The 14,607-nt window shown below is 74.0% G+C and carries 12 protein-coding genes; 5 read left to right on the forward strand and 7 right to left on the reverse strand.

Going from position 1 to position 14,607, the window contains the following annotated elements:
* Together AB0D44_RS25860 and AB0D44_RS25865 are read left to right on the forward strand one after the other, a co-directional pair.
* The coding region (locus AB0D44_RS25860; RefSeq protein WP_362595158.1) for an RHS repeat-associated core domain-containing protein at nucleotides 1-4,896 on the forward strand (4,896 nt) is incomplete at its 5' end.
* 97 nt (nucleotides 4,897-4,993) lie between these two features.
* Nucleotides 4,994-5,422, forward strand: coding sequence for a hypothetical protein (locus tag AB0D44_RS25865; RefSeq protein ID WP_362595160.1), 429 nt, complete (start codon nucleotides 4,994-4,996; stop codon nucleotides 5,420-5,422).
* A gap of 105 nt (nucleotides 5,423-5,527) precedes the next feature.
* Here AB0D44_RS25865 and AB0D44_RS25870 read toward each other — a convergent pair whose 3' ends face one another.
* Nucleotides 5,528-8,011 carry a helicase C-terminal domain-containing protein gene (locus AB0D44_RS25870; protein ID WP_362595162.1) on the reverse strand — a complete coding sequence of 828 codons (2,484 nt, stop codon included), beginning with the start codon at nucleotides 8,009-8,011 and terminating at the stop codon, nucleotides 5,528-5,530.
* An 85-nt stretch (nucleotides 8,012-8,096) separates the two neighbouring features.
* Between AB0D44_RS25870 and AB0D44_RS25875 the strand changes: the two genes are divergently transcribed.
* Complete coding sequence (locus tag AB0D44_RS25875) at nucleotides 8,097-9,122, forward strand: hypothetical protein (protein WP_362595164.1); 1,026 nt, start codon at nucleotides 8,097-8,099, stop codon at nucleotides 9,120-9,122.
* A 148-nt stretch (nucleotides 9,123-9,270) separates the two neighbouring features.
* On the opposite strand, the gene AB0D44_RS25880 is transcribed toward AB0D44_RS25875, so the two are convergent.
* Together AB0D44_RS25880 and AB0D44_RS25885 are read right to left on the reverse strand one after the other, a co-directional pair.
* On the reverse strand, nucleotides 9,271-10,110 hold the full coding sequence (locus tag AB0D44_RS25880) for a hypothetical protein (protein ID WP_362595166.1): 840 nt from the start codon (nucleotides 10,108-10,110) through the stop codon (nucleotides 9,271-9,273).
* 9 nt (nucleotides 10,111-10,119) lie between these two features.
* Complete coding sequence (locus AB0D44_RS25885) at nucleotides 10,120-10,632, reverse strand: SigE family RNA polymerase sigma factor (protein WP_362595168.1); 513 nt, start codon at nucleotides 10,630-10,632, stop codon at nucleotides 10,120-10,122.
* A 144-nt stretch (nucleotides 10,633-10,776) separates the two neighbouring features.
* Between AB0D44_RS25885 and AB0D44_RS25890 the strand changes: the two genes are divergently transcribed.
* Entirely contained in the window at nucleotides 10,777-11,466 is a 690-nt protein-coding gene (locus AB0D44_RS25890) for an HAD family hydrolase (protein WP_362595170.1), read from the forward strand.
* 51 nt (nucleotides 11,467-11,517) lie between these two features.
* On the opposite strand, the gene AB0D44_RS25895 is transcribed toward AB0D44_RS25890, so the two are convergent.
* Nucleotides 11,518-11,769 (reverse strand): hypothetical protein, encoded by a 252-nt coding sequence (locus AB0D44_RS25895; RefSeq protein ID WP_362595172.1) that lies wholly within the window; start codon nucleotides 11,767-11,769, stop codon nucleotides 11,518-11,520.
* A gap of 178 nt (nucleotides 11,770-11,947) precedes the next feature.
* Between AB0D44_RS25895 and AB0D44_RS25900 the strand changes: the two genes are divergently transcribed.
* Entirely contained in the window at nucleotides 11,948-12,331 is a 384-nt protein-coding gene (locus AB0D44_RS25900) for a cold-shock protein (RefSeq protein WP_322975534.1), read from the forward strand.
* Nucleotides 12,332-12,415: 84 nt separating this feature from the next.
* On the opposite strand, the gene AB0D44_RS25905 is transcribed toward AB0D44_RS25900, so the two are convergent.
* The 3 genes from AB0D44_RS25905 to AB0D44_RS25915 are packed head-to-tail and all read right to left on the reverse strand — an operon-like array spanning nucleotide 12,416 to nucleotide 14,480.
* Complete coding sequence (locus AB0D44_RS25905; RefSeq protein WP_362595174.1) at nucleotides 12,416-13,267, reverse strand: 1,4-dihydroxy-6-naphthoate synthase; 852 nt, start codon at nucleotides 13,265-13,267, stop codon at nucleotides 12,416-12,418.
* Nucleotides 13,254-13,979 carry a futalosine hydrolase gene (locus AB0D44_RS25910; protein ID WP_362595176.1) on the reverse strand — a complete coding sequence of 242 codons (726 nt, stop codon included), beginning with the start codon at nucleotides 13,977-13,979 and terminating at the stop codon, nucleotides 13,254-13,256. The genes AB0D44_RS25905 and AB0D44_RS25910 overlap by 14 nt, the downstream gene beginning before the upstream one ends.
* Nucleotides 13,980-13,991: 12 nt before the next feature.
* Complete coding sequence (locus AB0D44_RS25915; RefSeq protein WP_362595178.1) at nucleotides 13,992-14,480, reverse strand: DUF2771 domain-containing protein; 489 nt, start codon at nucleotides 14,478-14,480, stop codon at nucleotides 13,992-13,994.
* Nucleotides 14,481-14,607 lie beyond the last annotated feature (127 nt).

Below are 14,607 nucleotides of genomic sequence, written 5' to 3' on the forward strand. Positions count from 1 at the left end.
GACGAGCTGGACGTCAAGGAGTGGAAGCGGGTCAACTCCGCCAACGCCGCTTCGAACCCGCCGAAGCTGACGGTGACGTACAACTACCGCCCCCGCACGGGTACGAAGCAGGAGGCGGGCGCCCCCTTCTTCTCCTACGGCGGCGCGTACGTCGTCAACACGGTCACCCCGACCCTGCGCGACACGTTCATCGATGCGAACGGCGACAAGGTCCAGGGCGCGTTCCAGATCTTCGACAACGCCACCAACGCGCAGGTCGGCGACGTCCTGCGGTCGGCGTTCGTCCCCTCGGGCCAGCCGGCCGCGGTGACGGTCCCGGCGGGTGTGCTGGCCAACGGCAAGACCTACCGCTTCCGTACCTCCCCGTACGACGGCACCCACTACAACCTCGGCTGGTCCGCGGAGAAGACCTTCACGGTCGACACCTCCGCCCCGTCCGCCCCGACCGGGATCACCTCGACGGACTACCCGTCGAACGCCTGGGTCAAGGGCGCCGGGCAGGCGGGCGTGTTCAACGTGACCCCGCCGGCCGCCGACCACAACTGGCTCGAGTGGTCCCTGGACGGCACCACGTGGACCAAGGTGGCCACCGGTGGCGCCGCGGGCGCGAAGGCGATCTCCATCGCCCCGCCCAAGGACGGCACCCACGTGCTCCAGGTCCGTACCGTCGACAAGGCGGACAACAAGTCCGAGGCGATCGAGTACACCTTCCACGCCGGCCCGGGCGGTTTCGTCCAGCCCTCGAGCGGCGAGCGCACCGCCCGCCGCCTGCCGCTGGTCGCCGACGCGGACGGCACCAAGTTCGACAAGGTCTCCTTCTCCTGGCGGCGCTCCGAGGCGGACGCCTGGGTGACCATCCCGGCCGGTGACGTCACCTCCGGCGGCACCCCGCTGACCGCGTGGCCCGTTCCGATGACCGCGGGCAAGAACGCCCCGCTGGTCTGGAACGCCACCGACACCGTCAACCCCGACGGCACCGTCCAGGTCAAGGCCGACTTCACCGGCCCGAACCTCGCCACCGGCGCCACCCAGCCGCTCACCGTCATCGTCGACCGCAACGCCTCCGGCGCTGCCACCGACGAGGTCGGCCCGGGCTCCGTCAACCTGCTGACCGGCGACTACAGCCTGTCCGAAACCGACGCGACCGCCTTCGACATGACGGTCACGCGCACCGCCTCCTCGCGCACGCCCGACCAGGGCGCCAAGCAGGAGGGCCAGGCCGCCATCTTCGGCAAGGAGTGGGTGGCGGGTACCGAGTCCGAGCTCACCGACTCCGAGTACAGCCACGTCCGCAGGATCTCCGACACGGCCGTCGACGTGGTCGGCACCGAGGGAGACGGCATCCACTTCACCGCCAACGCGGCGAAGACCGGCTGGATCCCCGAGCCCGGCGCCGAGGACCTGACCCTCACCGGCAGTGTCACCGGCTCCTTCACCCTGTCCGACACCGAGGGCACGGTCACCACGTTCACCAAGGCCGACCCGGCCGCCGTGACGTGGCAGGTGTCCAGCACCCTGCTGAACGGACTGTCGCAGGCTTCCACGACCGTGGTGTCCGAGGCCGTGACCGTGGACGGCAAGACGCTGTCCCGCCCCAAGCGCGTCATCGCCCCCACCTCCGGCGTCACGGCCGCCACCTGTACGGCGACTCCCGCCACCAAGGGCTGCCGGGCCGTCGAGTTCGTCTACGCGACGGCCACCACGGCCACCACCGTCGTCTTCGGCGACTACCTGAACCAGGTCAAGGAAGTCCGGCTGTGGTCCACCGAGCCCGGTGCCGCCTCCGCGACCGCCAAGACCGTGCAGACCTACGCGTACGACGACTCGGGACGCCTGCGCCAGGCCTGGAACCCGCTCGTCAGCCCCGCGCTGAGGACGGAGTACGCCTACGACACGGCGGGCCGGGTCACCGGCCTGACCGAGCCGGGTGAGCTGCCCTGGACCTTCACCTACGGCCAGGCGGGCAACGCCGCCACCGCCGGTCCCGGCATGCTCCTCAAGGCCTCCCGCTCCGGCCTCCAGCAGGGCAGCGCGAACGTCGAGTCCGGCACCGCCACCACCAGCGTCGTCTACGGCGTGCCGCTGACCGGCTCCACCGCCCCGTACGCCATGGGCGCCGGCGACGTGAAGGCCTGGGGCCAGACCGACGCCCCGACCGACGCGACCGCCGTCTTCCCGGCCGACTCGGTGCCTTCGTCCAACGACGGCAGCGCCCTGACCTCCGGCTCGTACGGCCGCGCCAACCTCACCTACATGGGCGTGTCCGGCCGCGAGGTCAACTCGGCCGTCCCGGGCGGTCACATCACCACGGCCGAACACGACCGGTTCGGCAACGCCGTCCGCGAACTGTCGGCCGCCAACCGCGCCGTCGCGCTCGGCATCTCCGCAGACGACCGCGCCGTCCAGGCGGACCTGGGCATCGCCCAGCTGTCCTCGGCCGACCGGGCCGAGCTGCTCTCCACCCGCTCCGTCTACGACGAGCAGGGCGTCCGGGAGCTGGAGGAGCTCGGCTCGCTGCGCCGGATCGACCTGACCGCCGACCTCAAGTCCGGTACGACGGTCCTGGTGCCTGCGGGCACCTCGGTGACCGCGCGCTCCTGGACGGTCAACGAGTACGACTCCGGACGTCCCACCGACGGCACCGCCAAGGTCAAGGACCAGGTCACCAAGGCCACCGTCGGCGCCCAGGTGCGCGAGCACCCGTCGGTGCTCGGCGAGCCGCGGGTCACGGAGACCCAGTACGACTGGGCCAAGGGCCTGCCCGTCAAGTCCATCCAGGACCCGGGCGGCCTGGCGCTGACCACCACCACCGAGTACGACGCGCAGGGCCGTGTCACCAAGGAGATCCCGCCCGGCTCCACTGGAACCGACGCGGGCACCCGGGTGACGACGTACTGGTCCGCGACCGGTACCGGCGCCTGCCAGGGCCGCCCCGAGTGGGCGGACGCGGTGTGCACCACCGGCCCGGCGGGCGCGATCACCGGCGGCGGCACCAACCCGGCGCAGCTGCCGACCAGCACCACCGAGTACGACTGGTGGGGCCACCAGGCCAAGGTCACCGAGACCTCCGGGGCCACCACCCGCACCACCACGCTGACCTTCGACGCCGCCGGCCGCCAGACCAAGTCCACCATCACCGGTGGTCTCGGCCAGGCCGTCCCGGAGACGACGACGGAGTACAGCCCGACCAGCGGTGAGGTCGTCAAGACGACCTCGACGGTGGGCGGCACGATCACGAAGGCGTACGACAAGCTCGGCCGCCAGATCTCGTACACCGATGCCGACGGCGGTGTCACGACCACCGAGTACGACCTGCTCAACCGTCCGGTCAAGGTCACGGACAACGCTCCGTCGACCGTGACGTACACCTACGACCACGCGGCCGAGCCGCGCGGTCTGGCCACGAAGACCACCGACTCCGTCGCCGGTTCCTTCGAGGCCACCTACGACGCCGACGGCTCGGTCACCTCCGAGAAGCTGCCCGGCGGCTTCACGCTGACCCAGCGGGAGGACACCTCCGGTGCGGCGGTCGAGCGGAAGTACACGCGCGACAGCGACGGCTCGCTGGTCTACTCGGACACCGTCACCCAGTCGATCCACTCGCAGAACACCACCCACACCGGCTGGTCCGGCCAGTCGTACCAGTACGACAAGACCGGCCGCCTGCTGACGGTGGAGGACACCGCCGACACCATCTGCACCCGCCGTACGTACGGCTTCGACGCGCGGACCAACCGCACGTCGCTGACCGCCGCGACCGGCACCCCGGGTGCGGAATGCCCCGTCAGCGGAGGCACCACCACCACCCACACGTACGACAGCGCCAGCCGCCTGGTCGACTCCGGCTACGTCTACGACGCCTTCGGCCGGACCACCTCGGCGCCCGGCAACGGCACCATCGGCTACTACGCCAACGACCTGGTCCACCAGCAGACGTCGGGCTCCGAGCGCCAGACCTGGCAGCTCGACTCCGCCCTGCGCTTCCGCTCGTTCAAGACCGAGACCGGCAGCGGCTCCACCTGGACCCAGACGGCCTCCAAGGTCAACCACTACGACGGCGACGGCGACAACCCGCGCTGGATCACCGAGGACACCGCCACCGGGACGCTGACCCGCAACGTGGACTCGGCCTCCGGCGACCTGGGCGCGACCACCAGCAAGACCGGTGACGTCGTCCTGCAGATCACGAACCTGCACAGCGACGTGGCCCTGCAGCTGCCGCTGGACCTCTCCGTGGCGCCCGTCGCCCTGGAGTCGGACGAGTACGGCAAGCCCCGGGCGGGTCAGCCCGAGGCGCGCTACGGCTGGCTGGGCGGCAAGCAGCGCTCTGCGGAGACCCTGACGGGCCTGACCCTGATGGGCGTCCGGCTCTACAACCCCACTTCCGGCCGCTTCCTGTCCGCCGACCCGGTGTACGGAGGCAATGCCAACGCCTACGACTACTGCTACGGGCAGCCCACCAACTGCTCCGACCTCGACGGCAAGTGGGCCTGGCTCGCGGTCAGCGCCGCCGCCTGGGCCTGCTCCAAGTGGTGCCCGGGCAAGAACACGCGCCGCATCGCCGGCGTGGTGTCGATGGTGTCCGGCGGCGGGTTCCTGCGCAGCATGGCGATCAAGGGCGGCGCACGGCTCCTGGCGAAGCGCTCGGTCAAGAACAGCATCCAGACCAAGCGCGGTTACCGGGTCGACGTCCGCGGCAAGAAGCCCCACTACAACAAGTGGGGTGCCCGGCCCAAGGGCAAGGGCCTCGGCGCCGCCTGGCGCCGCCTCCGCTACCGGAACAAGCACATGGGCTTCCCCCACGTGCAGTACTACCGGGGCGGCAAGAGGTACGGCAAGTGGGCCTACCGGCCCGGCCTGCGGCACATCTGGGGCGCCTGGCGCGCCGGCCGATGAGCCGATGGGCTGATGAGCTGATGTGACACTCGGGGGTGCGGGACGGGCTGCGGCCCGTCCCGCACCCCCGACTCGTTCCGACACGAAAGGTTGCGCCATGTGGGATGGCTGTACACCGGTCCTGGGCGCCGAGCCCGATCCGCCCCGGCGGGAGATCACCGGCTGGCAGATCCCGGGCATCGGGGAGATGGACATCGAGTCCGAGGGGTACCGGATGTCGGTGCTGCCCGCGGACGGGACCCTGCGGGTCGAGCTGGCGTTCTCCGGCGCGTACGCGGAATCCGAGACGACGCCCTACCGTCAGCTGGGACCCATGGTCCTGTCGTTGGACGGGGTGCTCTCCCTCGGCCTCGACACGCCCGGAGCCCCTGCCGACCCGCTGTGGAAGCGAGTGCTCCGGGGAGACTCCCAGGATGAGCTCCTGCGGATGGCCTGGGACGAGAAGGGCGACGTCCTGCACGTGCGGGACGGCGGCACGACCCTCTCCTTCCGGGGCGGCACCTGGCGCTGGGGGGCGGCCGGGTAGCCCGTATCGCGGGCCCGCGCCGGCGCCGGCCTCGTGGGACGAAAGGCCCTGTGGGGGCACGCGGTACACAAGGCGGCTCACAGGGCAGGGGTGCGGCCGGGCGCCCTACAGGTGCTCCTCCGCCAGCTCCGCGACCCCCGTGATCCGGTGCAGCGCGTACGTCCGCACCTCGTCCGCCGTGTGGTCGTAGCCGGTGACGAAGCCGCCCTCGACCCGGACCGGGGCGATGACGCGCTGGCTCGCCGCGCCGTCCGCGTTCACGTAGCCGATCCACACCGCCGACCCCGTCAGCGCGGCCGCCTGCACCGTCGCCAGGGTCTCCGCGGCGCTCGTACGCGGGAGTTCGCCGGGCGCGCCCACCGCGGCGGCCGGCTCCTTGCGCACCGCCGTCGCCGCCAGGTCGCCCGCGCGGATCGCCCGTACCGCCGCCCCCAGCAGGGTGTCGTCCGGCACCGGCGGCCCGTCCGGCACCGGTACGGGCGCCGAGCGCGGCGGGGTGCGGTGGGCGTCGGCCCGGGCCACCAGCACGTCGCCGGTCAGCGACTCCGCGGCCGGCGCGTACCCCATCGCCCGCAACCCCTCCAGCAGCGCGGTGGGCTCGGCCTGCGCGGCCAGGACCGTCGGCGCGAGACGGCGCAGGCCCAGCCCCGCCGACCGCTTGTCGGCCAGGATCTCGCCGAGCATCGCGTCGTCGTCGCAGCGCACGTAGGAGGACGCCGCGCCGACCCGCAGGTGCCCGTGCCGCCGCGCGACGTCGTCGATCAGGTAGGCCAGCGGCTGCGGCACGGGCGTGCGGCTGTGTTCCTCGAGGAAGGCGTGCAGGTCGGCGGCGGCGTGCCCGGCGTCCAGGGCCCGGCGCACCGACCCGGGCGTGAACCGGTACACCGTCGCCCCGCCCTTGGACTCCACGTCCGCGAGCACCGCCAGCGTGTCGCCGAGCGGGCGGCGCAGCGGGCCGGGGGCCACCGCCGTCAAGTCGGCCTGGAGCAGGACGTGGTCCACCGGCTCGGGCAGCAGCGGGGCCAGCAGCGGCGCCGGATCGCGGTGCTCCAGCAGGGCGCGGCCGAACGTGCTGAGCGCGCCCCGGCCGCTGACGCCCAGGACCTCCGCCTCGGACAGCGTCCAGTGCGCGAGGCGGGCGCGCAGGTCGCTCGCACCGCGTACGGGGCGCTCCCAGGCGAGCCGGTCCAGTACGGCCTCGGGCGCGGGGGAGGCCCCTTCGGGCAGGGCGGCGAGGAGCTCCAGGACGCGCCGGCGCACCTCGGGCGCGGCGGAGCGGTCGAGGTCGGGGCCGAGCGCGGACAGGGTGCGGCCCTTGCCGTCCTGCTCGCCGACCAGGCCGGAGGTCCGGGTGGCCGGCAGCCAGGCCGCGGCGAGCGCCGACCACCGCTCGGCGGGCGGCAGCTCGCACCAGTCGTCGAAGGCGGGGGTGGGCGCGTAGCGTTCGTCCGCCTCTCCGTCGCTGGCCAGCAGCCCGGCCGCGTAGGCGAGTTCGATCCAGAACGCCGCCGCCGCCTCGGTGGTGTCCAAGGTGGCCGCGGCCCGCTTCAGGTCCCGTACGGCGAGCCCGCCGGCGCGCAGCACCAGCGGACCGGCGTGCTCCCAGGACTTCACCAGTTCCTCGACGGTGGACAGTGCGGCCAGCGCCTGCCCGGCCGCGTTCGCGTCCACAAGCTGTGGACGGTGCTCGCGGTGCGCGGGCACCGGCGGAGCCACCGGCGCGGTGTCCCGGTGCGCGAGGCCGCCGCGCAGGTGGAGCGCCACCTCGCGGGGCAGCACCACGGTCCGCGCGGAGGCGGGCAGCAGCAGCCCGCGGTCGCGCAGCCAGCGCACCGGCGCGGTCGGGTTCGGGGTCACCTCCCCGTACGGAGGCCCCCACACGAGCCGTCCGAGGACCTGGTGAGCCTCGGCGGGGGCCTCGTCCAGCAGCGCCGACATCCGCTGCGGGTCGGTGAACAGCCCGGTCAGCGCCGAGACCGCGGACACGGGGTCGTGGGTGGCGGGCAGTCCGAGGGCCGCCACGATCTCCTGGATCCGGGTCGGCGACATCCCGGAGGTGGCCTCGGCGACGGTCGGGCCGAGACCCGTCGGCGAGGGCCGCTGGGCGGACGGCGCGAGCAGCTCGCGGGCGGTGCGCACCAGGCGCAGCCGCTCGTCGTCCCCCCACACCAGGGCCTGGTCGCGCAGGGTGGTCAGCGCCCGGGGGAGCGCGGCGCGGGCCCCGTTGTCGTGGCCGGTGGTGCCCTCCTGGCCGGTCAGCAGCGACTCCAGCACCGGGTAGGGACACGGGTCGGGGGCCACCGCCAGGGCCTCGGCGGTCTGCAGCGCGAACCGGTCCAGCCGCTCCAGCGCCCGCACCACCGAGGCGCGGGTCCCGGCGCGGGTGGCCAGCTGGGTCACGTCCCCGGGCACCGGGCTGAGCAGGTCCGGGCGGGCGTGCAGCAGGGCGGCGAGCGCGTCGTCGCCGCGGGCGCGCAGCGCCTCGGCGAGGGAGCGCGGGACGCCTCCCGCGGAACCCCCTGCGGTGCTTGCCTCGGGCACGGTCGTCGCCTCCTGGTCGCGTCGGCCGGTCAGTCGGCCGGTCCCCATCCGGCCAACGGTATCCGCTGAGCCCGCGGCCGCTCCACGGGCGCACGCGCTACCTTCGGGACAGGCTGTAAGGGAGGAGCCGGGCGTGGGGATCGAAAGCGACCAATTGGTCTACGAATATCTGAGCCGCGTCGGGGACTTGGCGCAGCAGCGGCAGCTGTCCTCCGGCGAGCGGATGCGGCTGGTGGCGGGGCTGCGGGACGAGATCGACCGTCGGCGCGCCCGGTACGAGCCGGACACCCCGGCCGCCGTGCGCGGCATCCTGGAGCGGCTCGGCTCGCCGGAGGAGGTCCTGGCCGACCACGGCTCCGCCGCCGGTACGCGGTCCGCGCCGGTGCACCCCGCCCCGGCCGTGCCCACACAGCGCGGGCCGCGCGGGCCGAAGCTGCCGAAGCCGTCGCCGTCGCCGCCGTCGGCGGAGCCGCGGAACGTGCCGCCGCACCTGGCCGGGCTCGACGAGCTCGGCCCCTCGGGCGGGTCGGAGCCCGACTGGTGGCGGGTCGGGCCGGGAGCGTACGGGGCGGGGCCGCAGGTCGACGGGTTCGCGGGCGGCATCGAGTTCCCGGAGTTCGAGGCCGATCCGGAGCCGGGGGCGCAGGCGCAGGCTGGGGGTGACGCCGAGGCCGGGGAGAAGGGCAAGGCAGGGGCCGGGGCCGGTGCGGCGGAGCCGGGCGTACGGGGTCTCGTACGGTTCCTGCGCGAGCGGCGGCGGGCGAAGAAGGAGGCGGCGGCGCAGGCGGCCCCCGCCGCAGGGGCGGAGGCCGCGGCTGCCCCCCGGCCCCGCCCGAACGCCTTCCTGCTGCTGGCCGCGGCCGTCCTGCTCGCCGGTGTGGTCACCGGGTACTGGCTGCTGCTCGTCGTGGGCTGGCTGCTGCCGTACGCCTCGCGGGTGCTGGGACCGGCCGAGCGCAAGTGGGCCGTGTTCGGGCCGCCGGGGGTGGTGGCCGCGGGGGCCGTGGTGTGGTTGTGGGGCCGGATGAACGGCCGCTGGGGGGAGGCCCTGCCGGAGGACCAGCTGAGCGGGGCCCTGCACGGGATGTGGCCGTGGTTGCTGCGGGTGGCTGCCGTTGCCTCCGTCGGGTACCTGGTCTGGCGGGCGCGCCGGCGGTAGCCGGGGCGCTGTCGGGGGCCGGGGCGCGGCGCCGTTGCGGGGGCGCTGCCCCCGGGCCCCCGCGCCTCAAACGCCGGCGGGGCTCGGGGTGCCGGTGGGGAGGGGAGCGCAGGCGGGGAGGGGGCCGGTGGGGCCGGGGTTGGCGGTGTCAGCCGGCCGGGTGGGCCCGTTGTTGTTCTTCCACCGGGTCGGCGTCGGCGGACTTGATCAGGTCGAGGAAGGCGGGGGACCCGGCGAGGTCCAGGAGTTGGTCGTTGGTGACCGGGGCCGAGGTGGTCGACGCGTCGTGGGGGCTGACCACCAGGGAGACCTTGCTCTTGCCGTAGCGGAAGGAGAGCCGGGTCTCGGTGACGTTGCCGTCGTTGACCGGCGCGGTCGTCGCCGTGGCCTCGATGCCGCCGGGCAGGGTGGCCTTCTTGCAGACCTCGCCCCTCGCCTCGTGGCAGGGGCTCCCGGTGTCCGCCGGCCCCGCCGGCCGGACGGAGAAGATGATGACGAACGCCTTGTCGTCCTTCGCGCCCTGGTAGAGCCGCACCGACAGGTCGGTCCGCCGCACCGTGCCGACCGACGGCGGAAGCAGCCCCTGGAGCACGCCGACGGCCCGGTTCTGGAAGTCCTCCTGCCGGGTCCGCTCGGCAGCCGGGAGGTCGGCCATCGACGACTGGCCGGGGCTCGGTTCCAGGTGGACCGGCGGCGGCGGCGCGGTGCTCGACGGCGGCGCGGCCACGCCGGTCACCCCGCCCGTCCGCGGCCCGCCGCCCCCGGCCGGGAGGGCCACGACTCCCGCCAGGGCGAGCGCGGCCACGACCAGCGCCCCGCCGCCGACCGCCACCCGCACGCGCGCCTTGCGGCGACGCCCCTGGGCGCGGGCCGGGCCCACCAGGTCCGGCAGCGGGGGCAGGTCCGCGGTCGTCCGGTCCATCGCGTCGCGGAGCAGCAGGGCGGCCCTGTCGTCGGGGAGTTCGTGGAGGTCTTCGTTGGTACCCATGACGTCTCCTCAGTTCTCGGTGGCGTAGAGGTGGGCCTCGCCGAGCTGCGCGCGCAGCTTCGCCAGGGCGCGCGAGCACTGGCTCTTGACCGTTCCCTCGCTGCAGCGCAGCAGTTCGGCGACCGTGCCGACGCTCAGGTCCTCCCAGTACCGCAGGACGACCATGGCGCGGGCCCGCGGCGGCAGCGCGGCCAGGGCGGCGAGCAGGGTGACGCGCAGGTCGGCGTGCTCGGGCAGGGCCGGCGGGGCGGCGTGCGCGTGGGCCAGGAGGTCACGCAGCCGCCGGCGCCGCTCGGCGAGGAAGGTGCGGGTCAGCACGGTCCTGGCGTAGGCGTCGGGACTGTCGGCCGCGGATACCTTCCGCCAGTGCTGGAACAGCTTCGCGAGCGTCGTCTGCGTCAGATCGCGTGCGCCGTCGGCGTTCCCGCACAGCAGGTAAGCCGTCCGGTACAGCTTGCCCTGACCGGCCCGGGCAAAGGTCTCGAAGTCCAGCCCGGAGTCGTGTTCGGTGCCTGGTGGCATCCGCCCTCCCCTTCACATCGTGTCTCTCACCCCTGTCCTGAGCGCTGCCGCGCGCAAAGGGTTGAGCACGAGTTTCGAAGGGCCCCGCCCGCTGTCCCCCCGCTGTCCCCCCGGGCGTCGGTCCGCCTCGGCACAATGGCGGGTATGAACCTCACCGTCGGCTTCGACCTCGACATGACCCTCATCGACTCGCGCCCCGGCATCAAGGCCGCCTACCAGGCACTCTCCGCGGAGACGGGCACGTTCATCGATGCGGACGCGGCGGTCACGCGGCTGGGGCCGCCGCTCGAGGAGGAGCTGGCGCACTGGTTCCCGGCGGCCGAGATCCCGGCCATGGCGGACCGCTACCGGGAGATCTATCCCACATACGCGATCGAGCCGACGCCGGCGATGCCGGGCGCCCGCGAGGCGATCGAGGCCGTCCAGGCGATCGGCGGCCGTGCGATCGTCGTCACCGCCAAGCACGAGCCCAACGCCCGCCTGCACCTGCAGCACCTGGGCATCGAGCCGGACGCCGTCATCGGCTGGCTGTGGGCCGAGGCCAAGGCCGGGGCGCTGCGCGAGCACGGGGCGCAGGTCTACGTCGGCGACCACGTGGGCGACGTGCGCGGCGCCCGCAAGGCCGGCGCACTGTCCGTGGTGGTGCCGACCGGGCCCTGCCCGGAGCCGGAACTGCGCGCCGCGGGCGCCGACGTGGTGCTCGCCGACCTCACGGCGCTGCCCCAGTGGCTCACGGAGTACGTCGCGACCCAGCAGACCCAGCAGGCCCAGCAGGCCCAGCAGGCCCAGCAGGCCCAGCGGATCCAGCCCGTGCAGCCCGTCCAGCCCGCCTAGGCTCCCGTACTGCCGCTGCCGAGGCGCCGGCGGCTGCGGCTGCGGCTGCGGCTACGCCTGCGAGGCCCGGGCCGCGCGGCGTTGCGCGGCGGCCGAGCGGAGCACGCCCGCCGCGGAGATCGCGAAGCCGACGCCCATGAGCATGCACACGGCCCACGCGTACGAGGGGAACGGGTCGACGTCCAGGAACAGCGGAGCCATGGTCGCGAGGGTGGCCGCGGCGCCGACGATGAAGACGATGCCGCCGGCCTTCACCAGGGTGTCGCCGGGCCGCGCTTCGTCGTCAGGAGGAGTAACAGTCACCCGACCAGGGTAGTTCCCTGGCCTGAGTGGCCGACGGCGAAGGACCGGGGAACGTCTTGTCACCGGGCCCTCGACCATTAGCCTTGAGGTGGCGGGTCACAGTTGACCCGCTGCACTGTTATCCGGAGCCGTTCCACGGCACTTCGGACCCCGACGAGCACAAGGACAGAGGACGGACGTGCCTACCGGCAAGGTCAAGTGGTTCAACAGCGAGAAGGGCTTCGGCTTTCTCTCCCGCGACGACGGCGGCGACGTCTTCGTCCACTCGTCGGTGCTCCCTGCCGGGGTCGACTCCCTCAAGCCCGGCCAGCGCGTCGAGTTCGGTGTCGTCGCCGGTCAGCGCGGTGACCAGGCGCTTTCGGTGACGGTCCTGGACCCGGCGCCGTCCGTCGCGGCGGCGCAGCGCCGCAAGCCCGACGAGCTCGCCTCGATCGTGCAGGACCTCACGACCCTGCTGGAGAACATCACGCCGATGCTCGAGCGGGGCCGCTACCCCGACAAGGTGCACGGCACGAAGATCGCCGGCCTGCTGCGCGCGGTGGCGGACCAGCTCGACGTCTGAGCCCGGCCGCACACGACGGTGCCCCGCCCCTCGGGAGAGGAGCGGGGCACCGGCGTTCGGCGTTCGGCCTTCGTCGTCCGATCGTTACGGGAAGTCCAGCGCGCCCGGCGCGATGGCCGGTACCAGCCCCTCCGCCGCCGCCCGGGTCAGCAGCCCGCGCACGGCCGCGTAGCCGTCCTCGCCGAGGTCGGCGGTGAACTCGTTGACGTAGAGCCCGATGTGCTGGTCGGCGACGGCCGGGTCCAGCTCCTGCGCGTGGGCCCGCACGTACGGGCGGGAGGCCTCCGGGTCGTCCCACGCCATGCGGACCGACGTACGGGCCGATTCGGCCAGGGCCCCCAGGGTCGCGGCGCCCAGCGAACGCCGGGCGATGATCGCGCCGAGCGGGATCGGCAGGCCGGTCGTGGACTCCCAGTGCTCGCCCATGTCGGCCAGGCAGTGCAGCCCGTAGTCCTGATAGGTGAACCGGGCCTCGTGGATGACCAGTCCGGCGTCCACCCGGCCGTCGCGCACCGCGGGCATGATCTCGTTGAAGGGGAGCACGACCACCTTGCCGACCCCGGCGGGGAGCACGTCCGCCGCCCACAGCCGGAACAGCAGGTAGGCGGTGGAGCGTTCGCTCGGCACGGCGACCGTCTTGCCGGCCAGGTCGACCCCCGCCTCCCGGGTCAGGACGAGCGGGCCGCAGCCGCGGCCCAGGGCGCCGCCGCAGGGCAGCAGCGCGTACTCCTCGAGCACCCAGGGCAGTACGGCGTACGACACCTTCAGCACGTCCAGTTCGCCGCGCTCGGCCATGCCGTTGGTGAGGTCGATGTCCGCGAAGGTGACGTCGAGGGCGGGCGCGCCGGGGACGCGGCCGTGGGCCCAGGCGTCGAAGACGAACGTGTCGTTCGGGCAGGGCGAGTAGGCGATCTTCAGCGGTTCACCGGTGCTCATGGCGTTCTCCCCAGTTCGCGAGTACGGGCCCCAGTGCGCGGAAGCCGTCGGCGAGCGCGGCGAGCGCGTCCCCGATCCGCCAGGCGGCGCGGTCACGCGGGCCCACGGCGTTGGACACGGCGCGGATCTCCAGTACGGGCAGCCCGTGCGCGGCGGCCGCCTCCGCCACCCCGAAGCCCTCCATGGCCTCGGCCCCGGCCATCGGGTGCCGGGCGGCGAGCTCGGCGGCCCGGGCGGCGGTACCGGTGACGGTGGAGACGGTCAGTACGGGCGCGAGCAGCGCCCCGGTGGCCTCGGCGGCCCGGGCGGCGAGCTCGGCGGGCGGGAGGTGCACGCTGTGCCCGAAACCGAGCGCCCGCACGTCCACGAAGCCGTCGGGGGTTTCGGCACCCAGGTCGGCGGCGACGATCGCGTCCGCGACGACGAGGGAGCCGGGCGCGGCGGCGGGCTGGAAACCCCCGCCGACGCCGGCCGAGACCACGAGCGCGTACGGACCCAGGGCCAGGGCGGTGGCGGTGCCGGCGGCGGCCGCCGCCGGGCCGACGCCCCCGACGAGCACGTCGAAGGCGACGCCCGGGAGGTCCCGGCGGGTGATGAGGTACCCGCCGGGCAGGGTGCGCGGCTCAGGGCCGGGGGCGTCCGGATGAGGGGTCAGCCCGGTCACGACGGAGTCTGCCTCCGCCGCCACCGCGGTCACGACGAGCGCGCGCACCGTGTCGCCCGGTTACTTGAGCTTGAGGTTGAAGGTCCAGACGGAGAGCGGCTTGCCGTCCTCGGCGACCTGGACGAAGGCGAGCTTCTTCGAGGCCGGGGCCTCGCCCTGGCCGCCGGTCGCGAAGACGTCGGCGCCCGGGAAGCTGCGGTAGGTGTTGGAGGAGGGCTCGGTGATGGGCTGTCCGTCCAGGACCGCCTGCCACTTCTTGCCGTCCTCGACGACCTCCGGCTCGACGCCCAGACGCAGCGTGTCGCCCCGGGCGTACTCGACGGTCTTGGCGTCCTTCAGGTTGGTGAGGCAGTCCTGGACCTTGTCCATGGACAGCGGCTCGGTGCCGTCGTGGCAGGCGGCTTCGGCGGACACCGACGAGGTGCCGACCGTCACGGTCGCCAGCGCTGTCGGCTTGTCGCAGGCGGAGAGGAGGAGGAGGCCGGCGGACACGGCTCCGAGGGCCGCGACGCTGCGGCGGGCCCTACCCGAGAAAAGCGGTGCGGTCATGAGCCGAAGGCTATCGGGCCGCTGGGCTGCGCCGCTGCACGGGGTCCCCTGGCCTGCGGTGTGGCGTGCGCCGCCGCTGCCCGGGCGCCGGCGGCTCCGGCGCCGGCGGGGCTGATGGTGGCTGGTG

This window comes from Streptomyces sp. NPDC048349 (assembly GCF_040651925.1).
In the GTDB taxonomy this organism is placed as follows: Bacteria; Actinomycetota; Actinomycetes; order Streptomycetales; family Streptomycetaceae; genus Streptomyces.